This is a genomic window from Paenibacillus sp. IITD108 (genome assembly GCF_036541265.1).
GTDB lineage: Bacteria > Bacillota > Bacilli > Paenibacillales > Paenibacillaceae > Pristimantibacillus.
Genome location: NZ_JAZHCT010000009.1, coordinates 95184 through 118813, shown reverse-complemented (window position 1 = coordinate 118813; position 23630 = coordinate 95184). Strand labels below are relative to the sequence as shown.

Below are 23630 nucleotides of genomic sequence, written 5' to 3'. Positions count from 1 at the left end.
CTTATACCTGTTCTTATATTTCATCGGTAAACGTGCCTGTCCAAAGGACGGCGGAGCCGTTTATCCTTGTTGCTTGTCATTGGTTGCCCACACTGAATCGGCAGTCAGTTATATTAGTTAACGGCTCTAATAATCCTTCCCGATAAAACATTTTCCTTGCTGCTTACGGTCAGTTCATAGAGGTAATCATTCCAGCTGTACGTAATAGACGCACCTTGTCGGGTACGTTTGATCGTGTCCTTGTCGTTCTCATATTGCTGCTGCAATAGCTCATAGAGGGCTTGAAGAACCGCTTTATTGGAAAGCTCAAGCTCTTCAATGCGCATATTGTCAATATTGCCGTCGTCAGCTCGCGCTTGAAACCGCAGACCAAGCGGCTTGTATTCCAGCAGCCTGGTTACTCCTGGCGCAGCCGGCGCTTCCGGTTCCCGGATATGATCTGGAGCCTCTTCCTCATCCATAGACTCCGTCTGGCTATCCTTGCTTAATGTTTTTACCTCAGCATTGTCCTCAGATAGCGTATCACTGTCAAGGAGGGTTTCAACCGCTGACGGCTTGCCGAGCAGCGCTTCAAGATCAGCTGCGGTCATATCCAGATAGGGTGAAGGATCAGGCTTTCCTGCATGGAAGTAGCCATTATATTGCAGCTGGTTATTGTCTGCATACCATTGTCCAAGCCCATTTAATACTCCGCGGCTGAAGAAGCCCTTGTACGCTAATGTACCTTCTTCACTATACAGTTCTCCCTCACCCTGATACTGGTTATTGATAAAGGAGCCGTTATATAAGGTTCGTCCTTCTTCATTGTATAAAGTGCCGTTGCCTTCATAGCTGTCTGACAGAAATTGTCCTTTATATTTAACGATCCCTGTATCGAAATATTCTGTTCCTTCACCTGCGCGTTTGCCATTGCTGAATTGCCCATCGTAACGCAGCAGCCCGCTGTCAAAAAACAGCTTGCCGGCACCATGGTAATTGCCTGCGAGGAAGCCGCCCTGGTAAACAGGCTGGTTGTTAGTGCTGAAAATAGTACCCTCGCCTGTATAAATACCTGCTGCAAAGCCGCCTTCATATAGGAGAACCCCGGCATTTGTGAAAGCCCGGCCTTGACCGTGCGGCAAACCGGCTTTAAGGCCTCCTGAATATTTAATAGAGCCATCCGCAGCATACACAGTGCCTTCGCCTTCATAGGCTTCACCGTTCATTTGTCCATCATACAGCAGCTCGCCGCTTGGCGAGAACGTTTTACCCTTGGCAAAACTGCCTTTGGCGAATTCGCCTTCTTTTATTAGATTGCCCTCGTTGTCATACAGCTTGCCTGCCCCTTCGTATACGTCTTCTGCAAATAAACCGTCGTATTGAACAGCCCCGTTTTCTTCATAAAGGGTGCCTGCTCCGCTGAATTGCCCGCGTGAAAAATTGCCTTCATAACGAAGTGCTCCAGATTCATAGAACAGCTTGCCAAAGCCTTCATATTGACCATTGGCAAATTGCCCATCATAAAGCAATTTGTCAGCTGTGGCATACAGCTTGCCTTGTCCATGATAGGCGCCATTCACAAGATCACCGTTATAGAGCAGTACTTTGTTGCTGTCAAACAGCTTGGCTGTCCCCGAGAAGCTAGGTGCCCCTCCATCGGCATTCATCGTAATGGCTGGCTTGCGGTTAAACAGTTTATTTATAAACTTAGGCGGTCGTATAAACAAAAAGAAATAGGCGACTAGTATGACGAGTATGACAATGACGATCAGCTTTTTTGAAATATAGTAGTTGCCGACAGGCACATAGCTCGCTTTTGTTATTTCCTTCTGGCCTAATATAGATTTGAAAAATCGTTTGATCCATTTGGCAAGCAGCTTAGGCCAGTTTTTTGCGCGTTTAAGCGGCATTAAAATTTTGCGTTGAATAGGATTGATAAATGGTTTAACGATACGTTCGATCAATGAACCCGACTCCTTTGAGCCTTATTGTTAAGGGATTTGAACTGTCATTTGGCCTGGACTTGTAATCTTAATAACTCCTCCCCATTGGCATAGGCAGGTCGAGTTGCTGTTAAGAGCCGGGAAAGGGCCGATGGTTACAGTTGGCGAGCCCGGCATCCAAGGCGCAATCGTTACTGGCATGCAGGGCATAGGCGTTAAAACGCCAAATGCTGCTGCGGTCGCGGAAGCAACGGTTGGATTTGCGGGAGACGAACACATGCCGAAAGGCAGAATATGAACACCTGGAACGTTATCCATAATAGTTGCTGCCGGCGTGCTGGACATGACGCGATTGGTTGGCAAAATATTCAGGCTGCTTGGAAAAGAGCCAAAGCTGCAATTTGTTACTGCTCCGGCGCATACAAGTTGTCCGATTGTGATCACCCTTACAAAATAGATTAGAATTTTACGTTATTCTTAGTTTAACAATCACTATTCACATCTATTATTCTACTATTTATGATAATAATCGGCAATATTTATATTTTTTTCCTTAGAAAAAACGACATTTTTCTACATGCCTTCAACCCGCTTGGTTAGGCTTATTTCTTGATTGATTAATAGAAGAGCAGCAGGCAAGTGGGAAAAGTTTGCGTGCAGAAAGGAGGTTTGCATTGAGAACAAAGCTGGCTATTATGCTTGGAATATTAGCAATGCTTGCTGCTTCGCTTGTGTTAATGAGGGATGCATGGTCGTTGCAGCCGTTTCAATCAAAAGCTGTATATACGAATATTTCCCGTGTTGCTATAGATGAGCAGAACGCCGTTTATAGCATTGCAAATTCTAAAAAGGAGATTCATAAGGTTGATCAGGACGGAATGCTCGTATATTCCTATTCCAGCAATGAAGGCATGGCGGCAGATGCGGTATATATGTTCAACTCTATTGCGGCAGACAGCAGGGGAGCGGCTTATGCGCTCGAAACGAAGCTGGACAGCTTCGGGCTGAAGGTGCTTGGCGAACGAATTTTACAAATTGCCCCTAACGGCTCTCAAATAAAGGTTTTGTATGAGCAGGAATACGAATCCAGCAACTTATATCGTATAGGCAATATTCAGTCGCTTATGCTGCAGCAAGATCAGTTGTATTTCTTCCGTAAGGAAAATAATCGTAAAGCGGTCTTGTTGAAGCTGCCAATGGATCAACCAGGCGAGCCTGAAGTAATAGACGAGCTTGTACTGCCGGAGGGGGCAAGCATGAAGGAGCTTGCCTGGACAGGGGATAATACGTTCCTTGCTACGAGCAAGCAAGGTATTCTTTATTATTTTGCCAATGGCAATTGGACGATGCTGTACCCCGAACAGAGATCAGGAGGCAATGCGGAGGGGCTGCTTAACTTTCCTCTTTCAATCGCTCCCTCCAATAACGGCAGGGTCTATTATATTGACGAGCACGATCAGGCAATTAAAAGTATTTCTTATTCCTCAGGGAAACAGAGCACGGACGTTATTTCGCTTCGGCAGCTACTTGATTACCGCTCGGATTTAAAGTGGGCCAAGTTCAGTCATTTGACGGTAGAGGGTAACCGTATACTGGCTGCTGCAACGGATCAGATGATTTTGGCAAATGCGGATGGGCGAATTGAAAAGGTTCTGACAGGATATAAATATCCTGTTCCCGTTGTACTGAAAAAGGTATTGTATTGGTTTTTAATTGTCGTATTCGCGGTCAGTTTGTTTATGACAGCAAGAATGATCTATATCGATATTATGAAGCGCAAATTGTTTCTGCTTGTAAAGCAGCTGGCTGTTATTTTGCCTATCGTGCTGATCTCGATGGTCGGCTTGTCCTATTCCGTATATACATCCTTCTCTGCGGAAATGAAGGCAGATACGTATAAGCAATTGAAAATATTAGCTGCGAATGGCAAATATTTAGTGGATGGCGATAGCTTGAAGCTATTGAACTCTCCGAAGGATTACGGCAACAATCAGTATCAATATATTAAAAAACGCATCAATGAAGTATTTTCTCTTGCCGGCGAGGATCGCTCGGGGCTGTACAATACGATTTACCGTTATATGAACGGCAAGCTTTATATTGTTATGGATGATGATGACAGCACGACGATGTTCGAGCCCTTTCCAATTAATGAAGAAAATCAGCTAGTGATAGAGCGCGGCGAGATTGTGCTTGGCGAGTGGGAGGACGAGACCGGGGAGTGGATGTATGCGCTTGGACCGATCTATCACTCTAATGGAGAAATCATCGGCATCTATGAAACGGGCAAGGATATGATTGGCGTCAAGCAAAGCAATATGAATATATTGTACGATGTGATCAAGCTGTTTGCTCTAATCGGCATTATTTTGCTGGTGATGATAACCATTCTGACTGTATACTTGCTGTCTTCGCTGCGAACGCTGCGGCGGCATGTCAATCTGATCGCTAACGGAGAGTGGGATGTGAAGGTTGATATCCGCTCACGGGATGAGGTAGAGGAGCTTGGCGACCGCTTCAATATGATGGCCGGCTCGATTCATCAATATATTCAAGAGGTTACACGGCTTAGCAACTCCTATTTCCGATTTGTGCCGCAGCAATTTTTAAAGGTGCTTGGCAAGACGAATATGACCCAAATCAAGCTAGGCGAGCAGCAGAACCGCCGCTTGACGATTATGGTTTGCAATATGAGAGGGTTTAATGAGGCCTCGGCGCAAATGAGCACCAAGCAAAATTTTCAGTTTATTAATTCGTTTTTAAAATATTTTGGACCGACCATTCGTGAGCACGGCGGGTTTACGAGCCGTTACTTGGGGCCTGGCATGCTGACAATGTTCCCTAATGGAGCGTCTGCTGCGATTGATGCAGCCTCGAAGCTGCGGTCCAAGCTGAAGCAATACAATATGGAGCTTAGAGCGCATGAGGAGCCGATTGATATTGGTATTGCCGTGCACACGGGCGATGTTATGCTGGGCATTATTGGCGAGGAGCAGCGTATGGAAGGCAGTGTAGTATCCAATCATGTGCAGCTGGCGCTGGACCTCGAGAAGGTGTCTGCCAAGCTTGGCGTTTCTGTGCTGCTTACAGAATCGACGATGCAGGAATTGAAGGCTGAGGAGGCGCAGCAGGTTCGCAGATTAGGGCGCTTAATAGTCGATGCGGATCAAGAAGCGATAGAGCTTTATGATTGGTATGCGGGTGATTCGGAGCTGATTCGCAAGCTGAAGCATGAGACTAAACAGCAGTTCGAGCAGGCTGTAGATAACTTTCGAACCGGACGCTTTTATGATGCGAGAGAAGGCTTTGTAGCTGTCGTGAAAAAGAATCGGTACGATTTAGCCGCGAAGCTTTACTTTTTCGAATGTGACCGCTTCGTGCAAGGCGGCGAGGCAGCTGATCGCCATATAGCGCTGCGAATATCTTAAGAGTAAAAGAAAGAATGCACTAAAGTTGGAGGTCGTACAGGCATGGAAGGACGCAATGAGAACAAGTACTCGGGCATCAAGCCAGTAGAAAATGGTACAGAAGCAGGCAAAGTATCAGATTTTCTGCTGGGTGAGAACTGCTTTGATGATCAGCGTTTTACTCCAGGAGAAACGGAGCAATTGCAGTGGTTTCCTATACGCAGCCTGCAGGAGAAACATGTTTTTTGCTGGTATGAGGAAGATGAGGGCCATATTATATCGGCCATTATTTTTGTGGAAAATGAACATCGCAGCGGAGGATATCGGCTTGAATATTTCGGTGTGCACCGCTCCTATCGTCATCGCAAGCTCGGCTACAGGCTGCTTGATGCGATGTTTGCCTTCTGCCAATCGCGCAATGGCAGATATATTGAAACCTTCACTTGCGATCTGCCAGAGTACGCCAGCGCGCGTTATATGTTTGAACGCAATGGTTTTCAGTTTATGTGCCATCTGCCGGAATATTATTATCCTGGAGAAGGAAAACTGCTTTATTTGAAGCAATTGGGATAGCTTAAAGAAATCACTGCCGGAAGAGGGCGGTGGTTTTTTTAAATTATAGGAAAGTATATGTTTTCAACTTATACCTGTTCCTATATTTCACCGAGAAACGGCACCTCCTTAGCCAAGGACGCGCAGCGTTTCTTCTTGTCATAGACCAGTGACCAGCTCTAATTAATGCAGGAAGTCTGTTGATTCATTGAGGATAATAGCGACCCTCCGCTCCACTTTGAACTAATCACCGCAGCACCCGTTTTTTGCTTTATCCTTATTAAATCGTCATTTTTTCTAGCCGGTCAGTCGTTCCGTTATTACGCCCAAAATTGCTGCTTGGAGGCGGTAAAGTGACAGACGTTCCGTTATTGGTCAATAAATCGCCCAAAAAGCCCCCTTTAGAGCTGAATAGCGGAACGTATGGCCGCGAAATTTAAAAAATGGCGGTTTTAAGGTAAATAGCGGAACATGTGACCACGTCGATTCGTGTGAGTAATCTTTAATCGCCGTGTATCCCCTCTTTTGAAGTGAACGACTCATAAATAACAAAAAATTGGAAATGATATACATGCACAGCTAGTGTCAATATTCAATAAATGCAGGAGGATTACACAATGGGACTTTCAGCAAAAGGGTGGAAAAAGATAGCAGCAAGCTTGCTCACTGCTGTATTATGCTCCGCTTCGATGATAACAAGCAGCACGGCGCACAGCGATGAGGTTAAGAAGGAAACCAGAGTCGAAGCGCAAAGCGATCCTTCGCACAAAGCGCCGATGAAGCATCGCAATATCGAGCTGCCGCAGGGTGTTACAGTAGTTAAGGTCATTAAGGATGTCAAGCTGGGCCATCATTTGAACAAGCGGGTAGAGCTGCTGTCAGATGGCGGCAAGCGCGTAACGATAGGCAAGAACAACGGCAGAGTTTTTGTTTATTATATTGAGTATGAGGGTGTTATTACCGCAGTTAATGGCAGACAGGTTACTGTACAGCTCAAAAGCGGACAAACCAAGCAAATTACAATTCCTGAACAAGTGGTCATTGAAGATGATGACCAGCTCGGGCTGAGGCCAGGCGTAAAGATTGAATGGGAAATTGACCGAAATGGCGATATTATTAGTGTCGAGCTTGATGATTAATAGCTTCAAATTGGATATGTAATCGTGAAACATAAAACAGCTCATTCCTTATCCGGGGATGGGCTGTTTTTGTGGCTGTTCATCCCAAGCCAAGATCACTCAGGTTACTTCTTTTCTGGTTATATGTCAGCATATCCAAAAATGTACGCATTTGTGCGGATCGCCACCGGTCCCGGTGATAGATGACATAGATTGACCTGCTGCTGAGTGGGTTTGGCAGCGGCGAAAGCAAGAGCAGTCCCCGCTCGACTTCGTTTGCAACGGCAATTCGCGAGATGAACGAAATACCTTTGCCAAGCACATTCTCTAACTCCAGGGGAACAATTGCAAGTTTAGTATGGAGAATGGGAAGGTATGATAAGACGGCGATAGCCGGGTATCTTTCCAGCCCCAGTACGGGTAGGGTACTGGGGGTTTTTATTTTGAAAGTGTCTGAGATCCAATTGTGAATTTTTTCAAAGCACTCATTTGGCTGGTGCAGCAGTGTATAATGAAATAGGAAAATATGGTTTAAACCAGTATGGGGAGGTATGAACATGGATGCAACAAATCATTTTACAGGTAAAGCAGCCGTATATTCGAAATCTCGCCCAGGTTATCCTGATCAATTATTAACGGTGTTAATCGAGAAATACGGATGGAATGATGAGAGCGTTATTGCGGATATTGGCGCCGGAACAGGGATATTAACCGGTCAAATGCTGAATAAAGGGTTGAATGTCATGGCTGTAGAGCCAAATACGGATATGAGGCTTTTGTCCGAACAGGCTTGGGGAGACTATCCTAATTATAAGTCTGTTAATGGAACTGCTGAACAGACAACACTTGTGGCGGGCAATGTAGATCATATTACAGTGGCGCAAGCCTTTCATTGGTTTAATCCGGAGCTGTTTAGGCTGGAGTGCCAACGGGTGCTTAAGCCGCAGAGATATGTATCTTTAATTTGGAACAGCCGTGTTGCAGAGCGTGCGCTTGTCATTGAAAATGCTGAAATTTGCCAAAGATACTGTCCTCAGTTTAACGGATTTAGCGGTGGCTTCGAGCAGAGTGACGAGAAGATAAGCTCTTTTTTTCGATCAGGGGAATATGAAGTAATAGAAATGGCTAATGATCTTAGCTTTGATAGAAATAGTTTTATCGACCGTAATTTGTCTGCATCCTATGCCCCTAATGTTCAAGATAAAGCATTCGAGCCTTTTGTGCAGGAACTAACCGCGCTGTTTGAAAAATACGCAGTGCATGGCAGGGAGCTTTTAATGCCCAATATATGCAAATGTTACACGGGACAGGTATAGCAGGGCCGGGGCTCGAAAAATACATTTAACTATCATGATGAATGAGGAAACACCACAGATGCTTCTGCAGAGGCACAGAAGTGGTCCGGATGGGAAATGGCTGGAAAACGATATTGTTATTAATGGCGAGCCAGCCTTAGTAGCAATGAAGTTAATCAAATACGCACTGCGCTTAATGTGAAGGCTGTCATTTAGATCATTTATGATCTGATGGGCAGCCTTTTTTTGTGATTCTGGAATTTTACTAGACGGTTTGTCTGGAGCAAGCATGTGTCGCTATTGGTCTAAGTGGATTTCCTGCCCTTAGTTTCTTCTGTATGAAATTTCATATACATTGAGCTGTTTTGTGAGTGACCGCCAAATATAAGCAAACGTTCACTGAGCCCCCACAGAGTTTGAAGTCGCCAACTATCTGGACACACGTTCCGTTATTGCGCCGAAATCCCCTCATTTGCTTGTTAAAAGTGACACACGTTCCGCTATTGCAGTTTTGGGGTGGTGCTTATCGGCTTCGTCAGAAAAGTTTCTTTTTCAACAGCCTGATGAAATCCTTAGTCTCGGCAACCTTTGGTAAGCAAAAGAAAAGGGTAACGGAGAGCAAGATTGGGACTGGAGAAGCGGGAGCGTCCGTCTTTGTAGGCCAATTTTAACCTTTACAGGTTATATGTATTACAAAAAAATTGGCGTACAACAGCGGTCGGAAGCCCAAACTTGATCGCAGTGCTACCCGTTTCTATTGCATGCTGCATCATCCACAATGAATCGACACCTTCGAGGAGCGAGTTAGTGTCCAGTACTGAGCAAGATTTATATTAATCATTTGCTTGAATAACTATAAAATAGGCAGTAGATCCGTTTATATGCGCTGATAGGCAGCAAGTTGTAAAGGAGGAATACAAGAGGAATAAAGGAGGAATACATTTAGATACACAGCAGCACTTAGAACTAAATAGAGTGAGGTGCCTATAATGGGAAGCCTGTTAGAGAAAATACCGTTGTCCATCTATCCGAAGCTTGTGGTTACATTTTTACTGGTGCTTATTCCGATTTACGCTCTCAGCCTGCAGTTGAATGAGTCGAGTGCGGACAATGTCAGAAGTGAAATTACAAAGTCGATGCAGGCGCGCGTTCATTTCTATTTGAATTTGCTTGAAACTGATTTTACTAGAACGATCCGGCTGCAGCAGGAATATGCCAATGATGAGTATTTGCGGCAGCTGAGTGATTTTAATTTGATTATAACAGATATCGAGAAAAATAAAGCGCTTACAAATTTACTGAATCGGATTAGAGTACTCAAGGCTTCCAGCCCCTATATTCGTAATGTTCATATTTCGATCGCCTCGATTAACCGGACTTTATCTACTGATCAAACGATTGATCCGATTGACGGCGCTTTGTTCAAGGCGCTGGCTAAACCGGTCGATCGTTTGGAATCCCCTTTTATTCAACAGGATGACAAGCTGTATATTAGTATTCCATACCCAGAAATAACTGTGCAAGGCGGGACGCATTATATTATTGCAGTTGAGGTGGACAAGACCGAAATTCAATCGGCTATTGGCTTGTTCGCAGAGCATATACAAGGCGGCGCTGTTATGGTCGATCAGAAAAAGAGATGGGAAATCGTCAACATGCCGGACAGTGCCATGCAGCCGGCGTTAACCGAGCTGGCCTATGAGTTGTATGAAAGAAATGCGGAAGATTCGGGCATCCGGTATATCGAGCAGTCAGGAAAAAAATATATTGTCATATTCGAAAAGTCTGCCAGTCTTGATTCGATGATTTTAACCTATTTGCCAGAAGAGGTCGTGCTGGGGCCGCTGCAAAAATATCGCAATGGCATTTGGTGGCTGTCTGCCGTTTCATTGATCATCATCGCCGTGTTTTCCTACGCCATTTATCAATTGATCCATCAGCCGCTGCGCACTTTGGTAAGAGCATTCAAACGGGTGGAGAAAGGGAAGCTGGATGGCGAAATCAAGTATAAGTATCAAGACGAATTTTCATTCCTGTACTTTCAATTCAATAAAATGATCGAGCGGCTTAGAGTACTCATTCATGAAGTATATGAGCAAAAATATCGGCTTCAGCTTTCGGAGCTGAGACAGCTGCAACTGCAAATCAACCCTCATTTTTTATATAACAGCTTTTTTACTCTATATCGGATGGCCAAGATGGAGCAATTGGATCAGGTCATGACGTTTACGAAATCGTTAGGCCATTACTTTCAGTTTATAACGCGCGATGGGGTGCAGGAAGTGCCGCTGATAGATGAGATTCATTTCGTACGTTCCTATGTCGACATCCAAAACGTTCGTTTCGGCAGACGTATTCACGTCGATTTTGCGGAATTGCCCGAACGATGGAATGCAATGGTCGTCCCGCGGCTTATTGTGCAGCCGTTACTGGAAAACTGCTATAAGCATGGCTTAGCTGATGAAGATGAAGAAGGCTGGATTAAGGTGTCCTACGAAGAAGATGCGGAAATCCGGATGCTTATTATTGCCGTAGAGGATAGCGGGGGAACTTTAAATGAAGATCATTTGTTTAAGCTGCAGTATAGCTTGAAAGCAAACAATAAATTGAAAGAAGGCCATGGCTTGTTCAATGTTCATCGCAGAGTGCAAATTCACTATAAGGAGCGGGGCGGACTGAGATTTTCCCGCAGCGCTTTGGGCGGATTGAAGGTCGAGTTATTGATTCCGTTAGATTATGAGTTGTAAATGGAGGGGAAGAGACGATGATATACAGATTGCTAATTGTTGATGATGAACCAATTATTGTTGACGGTATGTATGAATTGTTTCAAGAGCAAAACAGATCAAATCTGGAGCTTTACCGCGCTTATTCAGGCAAGGAGGCTTTGAAGCTGATGGAGGAGCTGCGTATAGACATTGTAATAAGTGATATCGGCATGCCAAAAATTGACGGATTTCAATTACAGCAGGAAACGAAGCGGCTTTGGCCTCACAGCAAATTTATTTTTTTGACAAGCCATAACGACTTTCAGTATGCACAGACCGCTCTTCGCAATGGCAGTGCAGATTTTATTTTGAAGACAGAGGAAGACGACAATATTATTGCCAGTGTGTGCAAAGCGCTAGCCAGTCTTGAAGAGGATCAAGTATACAAAGAACTGATCGACCGGGCGCGAAAGCAAATGCATCTGGCGCTTCCTTTGCTTAAGAAGGAATTTTTGACAAGCATTCACGATGGATCATTATCTCGCCATATGATATCGGCAGCCGCTTTTCAAGAGATGCAAATCGGGATGGACGAAGCTCAAAATGTGCTTCCCGTAACCGGTCGTATAGACGATTGGGGACATTATGAAAGCAAAGCCGATCGGGCGTTGATGGTTCAGGCGGTCGAAAATATTTTGGCTGAATTTTTTAGTCATCATCAATTTCAATTCACCCCTGTCGGTAAAACCTATTTTGCGCTGTTTGTGCAGCCGGCGAGTGACCGGACGGGCGGACAAGCAAGTAACGAAGCAATAGAGCGCCGCTGGGAGTTAATGATTACTTTTGTGAAAGGGATATTGGAAGCAGTGCAGCCGGTCATTGGCCGATTGCTTAAGCTTACCGTTTCTTTTTCGATCGGACAGCAGCCCGTCAGCTGGCATGAGCTGCATATTCATTTCGAAAGCCTGCGCAAGCAGCTTATGCGCATTCAAAGCAATGAAATGATTTTGACCGCTGGATTGCAGCCGCATGATTCGGCGAAGGAGGCTGCTGATCAGCATCACCGCACTGCGAGAAATTTGCTAATTAAAATTTCCGATATCGAATTTTCAAGCACTTCCCAGCATGAACTGTTCGTTGATCTGATCGCACGCCTGAAGCGATGTCTTGATGAAGCCTATGATATGTCCTTGTTTACAGAAATTTATTTTTCTATTGCTGCCCATCTTATTTCTTATATGAAACGCTGGGAGACGAATAGGCAAGCGAACCTAAACAATATTGCGGTGCTGGAGCAATACGAAGTGAATCGTCCCTATACACTCGTTCTCGACGAATTTGTCCAAATTGCAGCTGCATTAATTCGTGAGAAAGAAAGTGAGCAAAATCGGCACACGCACCAGGTCGTCCATATTTTAAACCAGCATATCGAACAGCATATCGATCAGGAGCTATCGCTAAACCGGCTGTCGGAGCTTGTCTATTTGAATCCAGCTTATTTGTCGCGGCTGTATAAGCAGTCAACGGGGGTCGGCCTTGTTGATTATATTAACGATGTGCGGCTGAAAAAAGCGAAGCGGGCATTGCTGGAGACGAATGCAAAGATTCACGACATTGCACGCAGTGTCGGTTTCGAATCTCCCACTTACTTTGCCCGGCTCTTTAAACGTCATGAAGGGATGACGCCGCAGGAATACCGGGAGAAGCGCTCGCTTTAGCCCGCAATAAGCATATGTACACTTGGCACAATTGAATATCGGTTTAAATTAGTTGCAATATGTATAAATTGTGCGATGGCGGCACCTTTTATAGCAACCTTATAATTTGATTGTAAGCTTACAAAACCAAGCCAAGGAGATGAAACAATGAGGAAGAGCTGGTTGAATGCAGCGGTTATTATCGTCTTCATGTTAGTTTTGACAGCATGCACGAGCGCCAAGGAGAATGAGCAAGGCTCCCCGCCCTCCGGAGTAAGCAGTCCAGATTCTACGGCCAAGTCATCTGCCGATCCGCCTGATCAGACCGCCGATGATCCATTGGGCAAATATGATCCCCCGATTGAAATAACAAGTGTGCGGGTCGTGAGCAGTGCATATAAGTATGCAGACGGCGATGATATCAGCAACAATGTGTGGACTAGAGCATATGAGAATGAGCTTGGCATTAAGCTGAAATATAATTGGGTAGTCAACAGCGATCAAGGAGCCCAAAAAACAAATTTGACGATTTCTTCTGGAGATATTCCACAATTTATGACGGTAAATGCAACACAGATGGAACAGCTGGCTGAAGCAGGCTTAATTATGGATTTGACTGACGCTTATGAGAAATATGCATCCCCGCTAACAAAGAAGATTATGACACAAGACGGCACGCGCGCACTCGAATCGGCCAAGATTGACGGCAAGCTGATGGGTATTCCTGCGGCTACATCTTCCATTGATAACGCCCAGATGCTATGGATTCGCACAGACTGGCTGGAGAAGCTTAATTTACCAGTGCCGCAAACAATGGACGATGTGTTGAAAATAGCGGAAGCGTTTACACTGCAAGATCCAGATGGAAATAATCAGGATGATACAATCGGTCTCGTCATTCATAAAGATTTGACTGCAGGGGTAGCTGATTTGGAAGGCTTCTTCAATGGCTATCACGCTTATCCAAGCATTTGGATTAAGGATGAATCGGGTCAGCTCGTTTACGGCAATATTCAGCCCGAAATGAAGCCTGCGCTGCTTAAACTGCAAGAGTTATACAAAGCTGGCTATATCGATAAAGAATTCGGAGTGAAGGATGTCGTGAAAGCATCGGAATGGATGGCATCCGGGAAGGCTGGATTAATATTTGGTACAATGTCCAATTCACTTTGGCCGCTTAATGAAAGCAAGTCCAATGATCCTAATGCAGACTGGAATCCATACCCGATCGTTTCCATTGATGAAAAACCGGCTCTAACGAAGCAGCTCGGGTTTGCGGTTAACAATTATTTGGTCGTTAAAAAGGGCACCCCGCATCCGGAAGCTGGCATTAAAATGGTTAATTTATACGTGGAGAAGGGCTGGGGCGAGAAAGCGGAGCCAGGCGTTTACTTTGTTAATAATGGAATTGAAACGTTCAAATATGCGCCATTCACTTTATGGCCTTACCGCAAAAATATGGATCAGCATATCAATATTGCGAAGGTGCTGCAAGGCCAGGCCGAAGTGTCTTCCCTTAATGCAGAAGATGTAGATATCTTTGAAAGAATTAAAACTTACCGTGAAACCGGAAAGGATGCGTCTAATTGGGGCTATGACCGAGTATTTGGAGACAAAGGCTCCTCTTACGAAATCATAAGTAATTATATTGCCAATAATCAGCTCATACGCAATGAGTTCGCAGGCAACTCGACAAAAACATGGATTGAGAAGAGCGAGTCGTTAAAGACGCTGGAGCAGGAGGCGATTACCAGAATCATTATGGGTGCTTCGATTGATGAGTTCGATACTTTTGTAGACAACTGGATGAAGCTGGGCGGCAGTGAGATTACGAAGGAAGTGAATGAGTGGTACAGCAATGAAAATTAAAGGTATTCGGATGGCCGGCATAAGCAGACAGGGGACAACAAATCGGTCGTCTCGATGGAAGCGGGAAATTTCACTTCATTTTATGCTAGTACCTGCGGTCCTTATACTCATCCTGTTTAGTTATGTGCCAATGATTGGCGTTGTAATCGGATTCCAAAAATTTATTCCAGCCAAAGGTATTTTCAATTCAAAGTGGATTGGCCTGGAAAATTTTCAGTACTTGCTCAACCTGCCCAATACAACACAAATTTTGTGGAATACGATCTTTATTGCATCGATGAAAATAGTGGCAAGCTTAATTGTTCCGATTTTAATCGCATTATTACTGAATGAAATTCGCAAACAATTTTTTAAACGCAGTGTTCAAACACTCATTTATTTGCCGCATTTTTTATCGTGGATTATTTTAGGCGGTATATTAATCGATATTTTATCGATGAAAGGTATAGCTAATCAATTTTTAGGCTGGTTTGGCATTTCGCCGATTTATTTTCTTGGGGATAACCGCTGGTTTCCGTACGTGCTCGTCTTTTCGGATTTATGGAAGGAATTTGGCTTTAATACGATTGTTTATTTGGCTGCTTTGACAGCGATTAATCCGGCGCTTTATGAAGCGGCGATCGTGGATGGAGCTAACCGGTTCAAACAAACTTTGCATGTAACTCTGCCTGGCATGCTGCCCATTATTATTTTGCTCGCGACACTTAGTCTTGGGAATACGCTAAATGCTGGGTTTGAGCAGGTATTTAATTTGTACAGTCCGCAAGTGTATGAAAGCGGTGATATTATTGACACCTTCGTCTATCGGCTTGGATTGCTTGAAGCACAGTACGGTTTGGCAACAGCAGTAGGCATTTTTAAATCCGTCGTATCCTTGGTGTTAATTTCCCTATCCTATTTTCTTGCCTATCGGTTCGCGAACTACCGCATCTTCTGAGGAGGTGAAAAGTTTTTATGTATACCGCTAATTCGCCGAGCCGGAAGCTTTTTGCCCTTTGTAATTATATCTTCTTAGGCGGAGTATCGCTGCTTTGCTTGCTGCCGATTATTCATATTCTAGCTGTATCGTTAAGCTCGAGCGGTGCGGCAGCAGGCGGTTTCGTAAAATTGTGGCCTGTTGAATTTACGCTAAGCTCCTATAAATTTGTTCTGAGCAAGCCTGAGTTTTTACAATCGATCGGTATTACGCTTAAGCGCGTCCTTCTTGGCGTAAGTGTAAATATGCTGCTGACGGTATTGTCTGCTTACCCGTTATCGAAGGAGACGAGCGCTTTCCGTTTTCGCAGCTTCTATGCCTGGTTTTTTATTTTTACGATATTGTTTAATGGCGGGTTAATTCCATGGTATATGACGATTCACACCTACGGATTGCTAGATTCGATTTGGGCGCTTATACTGCCGGGCGCAGTTCCTGTATTTAATGTCGTTTTACTGCTTAACTTTTTTCGCGGCTTGCCGAAGGAGCTGCATGAAGCGGCCAGCATTGATGGGGCCAAGGAGTGGACGGTTTTGTGGAAAATATTTGTGCCTTTATCATTGCCAGGTCTGGCGACTATCGGTTTGTTCGCAACAGTCAGTCATTGGAATACGTGGTTTGACGGTCTAATTCTAATGAATTCGCCAGAACGATATCCGCTGCAAAGCTATTTGTACACGGTTGTCATTAACCGCGAGCTGATGCTGACGATTGGCACGGATTTAGGAGCGCTCGCCGAAGTGAATGAGCGCACGAGCAAGGCTGCGCAAATATTTGTAGGCTCCTTGCCAATCTTGCTCGTCTACCCGTTTTTACAAAAATATTTTATGAAGGGTATCGTACTGGGCAGCGTTAAAGGTTGAATGAATCAATAGAAGGAGATTTGGCCCTATGAAAATAGAACGTGCATTAGTGATCTGCTGCCATCCTGACGATGAGGTGCTGGGCATAGGCGGAACGATCAAAAAGCTGACGAATCAAGGCACCGAAGTTACCGTGCTTATGTTTGCTAATGGAAATGAAGGCTACATTCGGCTGGAAGATAAAGACCGTATTGTTGAGATACGCCGTCAGGAGCGTGAAGCGGTAAGGGAAATACTGGGCATTGCTCATTACGAAGCTTATCAGTATGGAGATTTTGCGATCCCGGCTGATGATGTGACTTATAAGATGTGTATGAAAGCGATCCGCACTTATCGTCCTGATATTGTATTTACGCATTATTGGAATGAGTATCGAACGCATAAAGCGGTAGCTTCCATAACAGAAGAAGCGTTCTGGCAAGCCGGCTGGTCATGCTCTCTCGAGCTCGGTCAGCCGTGGAAGGCTGCAGCGCTCTACCATTTTGAAGTGATCCAGCTTATGCCGAAAAATTCCTTCGTCGTTGATATTTCTGACACTTATGGAGATAAGGTAAAAGCTATGCAGGCTTATGCTTCACAGTGCGATGCTGTTGTATCGGACGCACTGCAGCAAATTGAAGGACGGGCGCTGACAAGAGGCGCCCAGACCGGAGTGAAATATGGAGAAGCGTTATTGCTGAATACGACAGTTCCCGGGTTAATAACCGATGTGAATCAATTAACTCTCGGTTTAAGCAGCCGCGCTGCTATAACATAACAAGGGTGGTGGGCTTTAAAGTATGAACGGTAAATTAAAGAATGAGTTCAATCAGCGTGTGAAGAAGCTAAGAAGCTTGATGCAGGAGCGGGGAATAGATGCTTGTTTTATTTACGGGGATGAGTATCGAAGAGAAAATTTGCGGTATATGAGCAATTATTGGCCTATTTTTGAGCGTGGGGCTGTAATCGTCACAATGACGGGCGAGCCAATCGTGCTCGCTGCGCCCGAAGGTGAGCTTGTCTGCCGGGAGATGTCGGTCTGGCCTGATATTCGTTTAATTCCGGATTTTAATTGTGTCACTGTGCCGGATGAAATTGAATATCCGCATGCTGATTATACGGATTTCAAGAAGGTATTTAATGAGCTAAAGGGGCAGTATGGGGTGAAGCGGCTTGGTATTGCGGGGATGGACGCCATGGCCAAGCAGGTCTATGAATCGATTGTTGCGAATGCGCAAGAGGTTAATGTTGTTGATGCCAATGAGCTGCTGTTTACAATGCGGTTAATAAAATCTGAATATGAAATTGCTTGCTTGAAAGAAGCGGCTCGCGTAGCTGATAAAGGTTACATAGCGCTTATGGAAGCGGCGGCCGTTGGAGTAACTGAGCTGGAAATTGCAGCCGCCGCCTATTATGCTTGCATGCGGGAAGGAGCGGAAAATGTTCCATTTTGCCTCGTTGCAAGCGGAGTAAGAGTCAATACAATTATCGGCAGGCCGACGCGCAAGCGAGTAGAGAACGGGGATATGATAATGGCTGCACTGGCCGTGCAATATGAGGGTTATATAGCAACGATAAACTTTCCGTTTATCGTCGGCGACAGCAGTCCGGAGCAGCGGGAATTTATTAACTATTTAATCGAAGCGAATGACCGTGCGCTGCAGCTTATCCGCCCGAGTGTACGTCAAGGAGAGATGGTTGGAGCGGTAAAAAGCTATTTTCGCGAGCAGGGTGTCGATGCTTATGACATGTATCCGCCGCTGCATGGCTGCGGAGCTGCTGAGGCCGAGATGCCTTATCCGAATGAACATACACAGGGATTGTTTGAGGAAGGGATGACGGTTAATACAGATATTAGCCTGTTCGGCCATCCGCACGGATCGAATCGGATTGAAGAAGGCTTCATACTGACGAAGGAAGGCAATGAGCCAATGTCCCGGTTAGTGAGAGAACTGACTGAGAAGTGGAAGGAAACAGAACGTTTATAGAAGAGGTGCTTAACTATGATAAAAGGGTTTATGGATCACTGGGTGCCAAGTCAGGATCATGTAAGCAAGTTTTGGAAGCAGGATGAAACAGTTGCCATCCGGATGATCGATGAGCTGCGGTCCGATATTGATTTTAATCATTTTACCTTCTATACGAAATGGTATACGAACGGGATCAAATCGAAGCTCCCGTACTTATACAATCATCCCGAGTCAGCGAATGTGAAAACGAACAACGAATGGGGCAGAAATATGATCTCGCATCTGCATAGCAAAGGGATTTCAGTAGGCGCGATGCTGCAGTTTTTAACCTATGAGGAGCATAATTGGGAAAAAGAACTGTCTATCGATGAGTGGGAGCTTAGAAACTGTGCGCTTACGGATGGACCAAACCGGATTGCCGACTTCACTGCACCTGAATATCAAACAAGGATGAAAGAAATTGTGAAGGAGCTGTTAACGGAATTTCCCGGCATAGACTATTTGTTTTTGGAGTTTGAAGGGGCAAGGTCTGACGCGGTAGAGGCGCTCTATCCGGCATGGGCTGCAGGTCAGGGCAAGTTGGTAGAGGAACAATATCATTATAGCCCGGACGCGATTGAGCATTGCCGAAGAATCGGACTGGAGCCAAGCTTTATATGGTCTGACGAGGCACGCGCTATGCTTCGTTATTATTACGAAATGAACCTTCATTCGATACGCGAAGTGCTGGATCAAATCAACTATAAAGGAATCGTTGGAGTCGTTATTCATTCCTATGGCTATGAGACGTTTATTTACCCGGACATTTTGCCTGATAAAAGCTGGTGGCTTGTCCCTTGGAACTACTGGGTTTGCGAAAATGAATCGCCAGAAACGGAAGAGAAAAAGGCGATCTCGAAAGAGCTTATGCAGAAATGGAAGCAGGAACAATTCCGGATTTGTCATATTGGCGATGTTACGATCGGCAAGGAAGGCTTGGACCTGGATGTTAAAAATGAAGCGATTCGCGATTTTTACAAGTTCAGCCTAGATTTGCAATTGGACGGTTACTTGGGAATGGGCAATCCTGTGCCGGATACCGGGTTGAAGTGGGAAGGCGTTACGGATGAGCATGTTATCAAGGTGCGGAAATTGTACAAGGAATTATATGGTGCAGGGGGAAAGTAATGAACAAGATTTTTAATAGATTTGCAAGCATATCTTGCCAAGAATGAATTTTCACGGTCACACGTTCCGTTATTTGCTTTAAAACCGGCCATTTTTTAATTTCGCGGTCACACATTCCGCTATTAGGTACTGAATGGGGCTTTTTCTGCGATCTATGGCACAATAACGGAATGTCTGTCACTTTGCGGCCTCAAAACTGCGATTTTGGGCGCAATAACGGAACGTCTGGCCAGCTAGGGAGCTGTCGATTCATCTATCCAGTCTCGCTTGACTCGGAGACCGCCCATAATATTGGCCAAAGGCGCGGGTAAAGGATGTCGCATCTGCATATCCAAGGCTCAGACTAATATCGAGCACGGAGCGCGAGGTATGCTGAAGTAAACGTAAAGCCTGATCCATACGCAGCCTTCGCAAATAATCGGATGGATTTATGCCTATCTGTTCTGTGAACAGCTTGGAAAAATGAGCACGATGCACGCCAATGTGATCAGACACATGCTTGATGCCAATGGGCTCGCCATAATGTGTTTTCATATATTCAATACTTTTCGGTATCCATTCATTGGGGCCTCGGGTTAGTTCCAGTTCCTCTTGTGCTGGCGTTTCGCATAGCTGCTCGAATAAGCGATACAGCAGTGTGCAACGCTTCAGCTTATGGCTGGGATGCTGACCTCGTGCCGATCGCAGCAATTGCTCCAAAGTAAGCTGCAGCTCAGGCGCTGGTTGCTTTTGTTTAAAAGGGGCACCCAAGTCGATATTGATCCAGCTCATTAGTCGATTCGCTTGAGGGCCGTCGAATGCTATCCAGGTCATCTGTAAAGGATGAGTATGGGGCAGCATGCGATAGCTATAAGAATGACCAGGGAGCATGCAAAAAAAATCGCCTTCCACAAGCTGAACCGTTCCTGTCCCATAATCAAACTCCACCTGACCATTCCTTACAAAATGCAAGCTGTAATAAGGGATGCTGCGCGGACCGACATTGTAGCCTTGCTTTGCTGTATTGCTTCCAAATCTTACTGGCCACAAGCCAGATTGGTGGTCAAATTCGTCAGGAACAAAGAAAAAATTTTCAGCAATCTCGGATGCAGATTCTTCTCTCACTGTACTTCACCTCTTTAAATATTTCGCTGGCTAATAATTAAATTGTACTGTATACCTTACAAAATGCAAGTAAATGACGACCTTCTGTTATTGTAGGCTGATCGGCTGTCTCTCTATAATAAAAGCAGATGAAGAAGCTAGAAGAGAGGGGCAGTGTCATGAAAAATAAGCGGCCAAATATATTGCTGATTACAAGCGATCAGCAGCATTGGAATACTATAGGAGCATTTAATCCGGAAATTTCGACTCCGAATCTGGATCGTCTCGTTAAGGAAGGAACTACATTTGACCGGGCGTATTGTCCGAATCCTACCTGCACACCTACGCGGGCATCTATTATTACGGGAAAATATCCGAGCCAGCACGGCGCATGGACGCTGGGCACCAGCCTGTCGGAGAAGCATACGACGATCGGGGAGCTGCTCGGTAAGGACGAGTATCGGACAGCGCTTGTGGGGAAAGCTCATTTTCAGCAGGTTACTCCTACTGAAGAGCATCCCACGCTTGAAGGAAGAGGCACGTTGCATGATTACGAATTTTGGAAGAAATTCAACGGGCCTTACTATGGTTTTGAAGTAGCCGAAATGGCGCGTAATCATACGAACGAGTGGCTAGTCGGTCAGCATTATGTGTTGTGGCTGGAGGAGCAAGGCTGTACGAACTGGCGCGATTATTTCGCAGCTCCAACGGGCACGATGGACGAGAATAAGCTCTATCATTGGCAGCTGCCTGAGAAATTCCACTACAACAGCTGGATTGCCGAGAGGACGAATGAACTGCTGGAGAGCTACAAGGAAGAGGATGAGTCCTTCTTCTTATGGGCAAGCTTTCCTGATCCGCATCCGCCATATCTTGTGCCAGAGCCTTGGGCAAGTATGTACGACCCTAATACGCTAACGATACCTCATGTAATGCCGGGCGAGCATGACCAAAATCCTCCGCATTTCGGCATGACACAGCAGGAAAAACCGGATTTTTCCAGTTATGAGGAGTCAGGCTTCTCGATCCACGGCTATCATTCACACCAAGTATTTACGGAGGAAGAGCATCGTAAGGCGGTAGCGACTTATTACGGCATGGTCAGCTTCATGGATGAGCAAATTGGGCGAATTCTTGATCGGCTGGAAGAGCTTGGACTTGCTGAGGATACGTTAATCGTGTTTACAACCGATCATGGCCATTTCTTCGGCCAGCATGGGCTGCAGTTCAAGGGCGGCTTCCACTATGAAGATCTGCTTAAAATACCGTTTATCGTCAAATATCCAAACGTCGTTCCAGCTAATACACGCTCTAATTCTTTGCAGTCGCTAGTCGATCTTGCGCCAACCTTCCTCAGCTTTGCAGGACTGCCTGTACCAGGTGCAATGACAGGGGTGGATCAAGCGGCTGTATGGCGTGAGCCTGAGTTGTCCGCACGCGATCATGTAATTTGCGAATTCCGCCATGAGCCGACGACGATCCATCAGAAAACCTATGTCAATGAACGTTATAAAATAACCGTTTACTACAATCAGACCTATGGTGAAATATTCGATTTGCAAGAGGACCCGGAGGAATTGCATAACCTATGGGCCGATGAACGATTCAAGGATTTGAAAATGGAGCTGCTGCTCAAGTATGCTTGGGCAGAGCTTGGCAAGGAAGCTATGCCGATGCCGCGAGTATCGCATGCTTAACAAATAAAAGCTTACAGCAAGCCAAGCGGCTAGAGGGGCAGTCCTCTAACCGCTTGGCGCTGTAAGCTTTCTTTAAAATATAGGAAAGTATATGTTTTCAACTTATACCTGTTCCTATATTTCATCGGTAAACGCGCCTGTCTAAAGGACGGCGGAGCCGTTTATCCTTGATGAATTTTGCAGGCAATGAGCTGGAAACCGTTTAACGAGTGGCAGCCAGTGATTTTGATTTGTACAATTGAGAAGCGATCAAGAAACTGACGACGCCCCATAGCGACATAATGCCGACACCCATCCAGAACGTACTGGACATAATACTTCCCGCATAGATCAAGCCTTCACGCATGCCATCGACGAAATAAGTCAGCGGCAATATTTTTGGAACGAACTGCAGCCAGGACGGTAAGGATTCAAGCGGGAAGAATACGCCGCTTAGGAACATCATAAGCATACTCGTAATATTGGCAACGCCCATATATGCTTCCATCGTCTTGCTGAAGGATGAGAATAAATAGCCCATCGCATTAAATACAAGCGTTCCGATCAGGAAGGCGACGGTTAGCGTCAGCAAATTGAAATGCAGTGTTGCGCCAAAAACATATACGCCAATTATAGATAAAATGATAATTTGCAAAACACCCATCAGCATACGGACAACCATGCTAGACAGTCCAAACAATCCCATGCGAGCCGGTGTCATCCGAAGGCGCGTAAGCAGGCCGCGTTTTCTCATATCGACCATGTCCACCATGCCGAACAAGCCTGCTTGTGCAACTGATAGACCAATCATGCCTGTAAGCAGAAAATCTGTATATTTAATATCATCGGAAGCGGTAGTAATCGATTCTTGCGAGATCGTATAAGTAGGCTCAATGCCGGCAACAGCCAGATTAGCGTACTGAGTGAATTGCTGCAAAATGCCAGCTATAGCTTGCGTAGTTGCGCCAGCTTCTTTTTCGCGGTTAACGATGAGCTGAATGCTGGCTTTACCCTCATTTTCCGGCATCACGATAAGGGCATCTATCTTTTTATCCTCCACCCATTCCCGCCCTTGCTCTATGCTAATAGGCGCATCTTCCTTATATTCAAAAACGGGAATTTGCTTGAGCTGCTCAATCAGCATGGCAGAGGAGCTGTTCGGCACCGCATCTACAATCGCGATATTCGCCTTAAAGCTGCTACTGCTTGAAAAGCTGCCGCCAAATATAGTCATGAAGATGACCATCAGAATTACAGGGAAAAAGATGCTCCAAAACCAAACCTGCTTCTCACGAAAGGTCATTTTGATCTGGGAGATAAACATGGCATTGAACTGTTTTAGCATCAT

The 23630-nt window shown here is 45.3% G+C and carries 19 protein-coding genes; 14 read left to right on the top strand and 5 right to left on the bottom strand.

Annotated elements, in window-relative coordinates; translation table 11 throughout:
• Nucleotides 1–113: 113 nt before the first annotated feature.
• A complete protein-coding gene (locus V1L65_RS10505) occupies nt 114–1943 on the bottom strand; it encodes a hypothetical protein (protein ID WP_331699090.1) in 1830 nt (609 codons plus the stop codon).
• Between the two features lie 27 nt (nt 1944–1970).
• Nucleotides 1971–2366 (bottom strand): DUF4280 domain-containing protein, encoded by a 396-nt coding sequence (locus V1L65_RS10500; protein ID WP_331699089.1) that lies wholly within the window; start codon nt 2364–2366, stop codon nt 1971–1973.
• Between the two features lie 230 nt (nt 2367–2596).
• Here V1L65_RS10500 and V1L65_RS10495 point away from each other — a divergent pair, with 230 nt between their 5' ends.
• From V1L65_RS10495 to V1L65_RS10485, 3 genes are all read left to right on the top strand, one after another.
• On the top strand, nt 2597–5350 hold the full coding sequence (locus V1L65_RS10495; protein WP_331699088.1) for a HAMP domain-containing protein: 2754 nt from the start codon (nt 2597–2599) through the stop codon (nt 5348–5350).
• 42 nt (nt 5351–5392) lie between these two features.
• Nucleotides 5393–5902 carry a GNAT family N-acetyltransferase gene (locus tag V1L65_RS10490; protein WP_331699087.1) on the top strand — a complete coding sequence of 170 codons (510 nt, stop codon included), beginning with the start codon at nt 5393–5395 and terminating at the stop codon, nt 5900–5902.
• Between the two features lie 596 nt (nt 5903–6498).
• Nucleotides 6499–7020 carry an AbrB/MazE/SpoVT family DNA-binding domain-containing protein gene (locus tag V1L65_RS10485; RefSeq protein WP_331699086.1) on the top strand — a complete coding sequence of 174 codons (522 nt, stop codon included), beginning with the start codon at nt 6499–6501 and terminating at the stop codon, nt 7018–7020.
• Nucleotides 7021–7099: 79 nt separating this feature from the next.
• Here the strand turns inward: V1L65_RS10485 and V1L65_RS28715 are convergent, their stop codons facing one another.
• Nucleotides 7100–7558, bottom strand: a complete 459-nt coding sequence (locus tag V1L65_RS28715) for a LysR substrate-binding domain-containing protein (RefSeq protein ID WP_442955686.1) — start codon at nt 7556–7558, stop codon at nt 7100–7102.
• Here V1L65_RS28715 and V1L65_RS10480 point away from each other — a divergent pair.
• From V1L65_RS10480 to V1L65_RS10435, 10 genes are all read left to right on the top strand, one after another.
• Entirely contained in the window at nt 7557–8315 is a 759-nt protein-coding gene (locus V1L65_RS10480) for a class I SAM-dependent methyltransferase (protein WP_331699085.1), read from the top strand. The genes V1L65_RS28715 and V1L65_RS10480 overlap by 2 nt on opposite strands.
• A gap of 34 nt (nt 8316–8349) precedes the next feature.
• Entirely contained in the window at nt 8350–8496 is a 147-nt protein-coding gene (locus tag V1L65_RS10475; protein ID WP_331699084.1) for a hypothetical protein, read from the top strand.
• Nucleotides 8497–9283: 787 nt separating this feature from the next.
• Complete coding sequence (locus tag V1L65_RS10470; protein WP_331699083.1) at nt 9284–11041, top strand: sensor histidine kinase; 1758 nt, start codon at nt 9284–9286, stop codon at nt 11039–11041.
• A gap of 17 nt (nt 11042–11058) precedes the next feature.
• Complete coding sequence (locus V1L65_RS10465; RefSeq protein WP_331699082.1) at nt 11059–12720, top strand: response regulator; 1662 nt, start codon at nt 11059–11061, stop codon at nt 12718–12720.
• Nucleotides 12721–12867: 147 nt separating this feature from the next.
• The gene (locus tag V1L65_RS10460) at nt 12868–14568 is read left to right on the top strand and encodes an extracellular solute-binding protein (RefSeq protein ID WP_331699081.1); all 1701 of its coding nucleotides are present in this window, start codon (nt 12868–12870) and stop codon (nt 14566–14568) included.
• Nucleotides 14558–15505, top strand: coding sequence for an ABC transporter permease (locus V1L65_RS10455; protein WP_442955685.1), 948 nt, complete (start codon nt 14558–14560; stop codon nt 15503–15505). Before V1L65_RS10460 ends, V1L65_RS10455 begins: the two co-directional genes overlap by 11 nt.
• A 17-nt stretch (nt 15506–15522) precedes the next feature.
• The gene (locus tag V1L65_RS10450) at nt 15523–16407 is read left to right on the top strand and encodes a carbohydrate ABC transporter permease (protein WP_331699080.1); all 885 of its coding nucleotides are present in this window, start codon (nt 15523–15525) and stop codon (nt 16405–16407) included.
• Nucleotides 16408–16435: 28 nt separating this feature from the next.
• Nucleotides 16436–17164: a PIG-L deacetylase family protein gene (locus V1L65_RS10445; protein ID WP_331699079.1), complete on the top strand. Its 729-nt coding sequence runs from the start codon at nt 16436–16438 to the stop codon at nt 17162–17164.
• Between the two features lie 22 nt (nt 17165–17186).
• The gene (locus tag V1L65_RS10440; RefSeq protein ID WP_331699078.1) at nt 17187–18374 is read left to right on the top strand and encodes a M24 family metallopeptidase; all 1188 of its coding nucleotides are present in this window, start codon (nt 17187–17189) and stop codon (nt 18372–18374) included.
• Nucleotides 18375–18389: 15 nt separating this feature from the next.
• Nucleotides 18390–19523 carry a hypothetical protein gene (locus tag V1L65_RS10435; RefSeq protein ID WP_331699077.1) on the top strand — a complete coding sequence of 378 codons (1134 nt, stop codon included), beginning with the start codon at nt 18390–18392 and terminating at the stop codon, nt 19521–19523.
• 249 nt (nt 19524–19772) lie between these two features.
• Here V1L65_RS10435 and V1L65_RS10430 read toward each other — a convergent pair whose 3' ends face one another.
• Nucleotides 19773–20627: an AraC family transcriptional regulator gene (locus V1L65_RS10430; protein WP_331699076.1), complete on the bottom strand. Its 855-nt coding sequence runs from the start codon at nt 20625–20627 to the stop codon at nt 19773–19775.
• Between the two features lie 128 nt (nt 20628–20755).
• Here V1L65_RS10430 and V1L65_RS10425 point away from each other — a divergent pair, with 128 nt between their 5' ends.
• The gene (locus V1L65_RS10425) at nt 20756–22303 is read left to right on the top strand and encodes a sulfatase family protein (protein ID WP_331699075.1); all 1548 of its coding nucleotides are present in this window, start codon (nt 20756–20758) and stop codon (nt 22301–22303) included.
• A gap of 202 nt (nt 22304–22505) precedes the next feature.
• Here the strand turns inward: V1L65_RS10425 and V1L65_RS10420 are convergent, their stop codons facing one another.
• Nucleotides 22506–23630, bottom strand: coding sequence for an ABC transporter permease (locus V1L65_RS10420; protein WP_331699074.1), 1125 nt, complete (start codon nt 23628–23630; stop codon nt 22506–22508).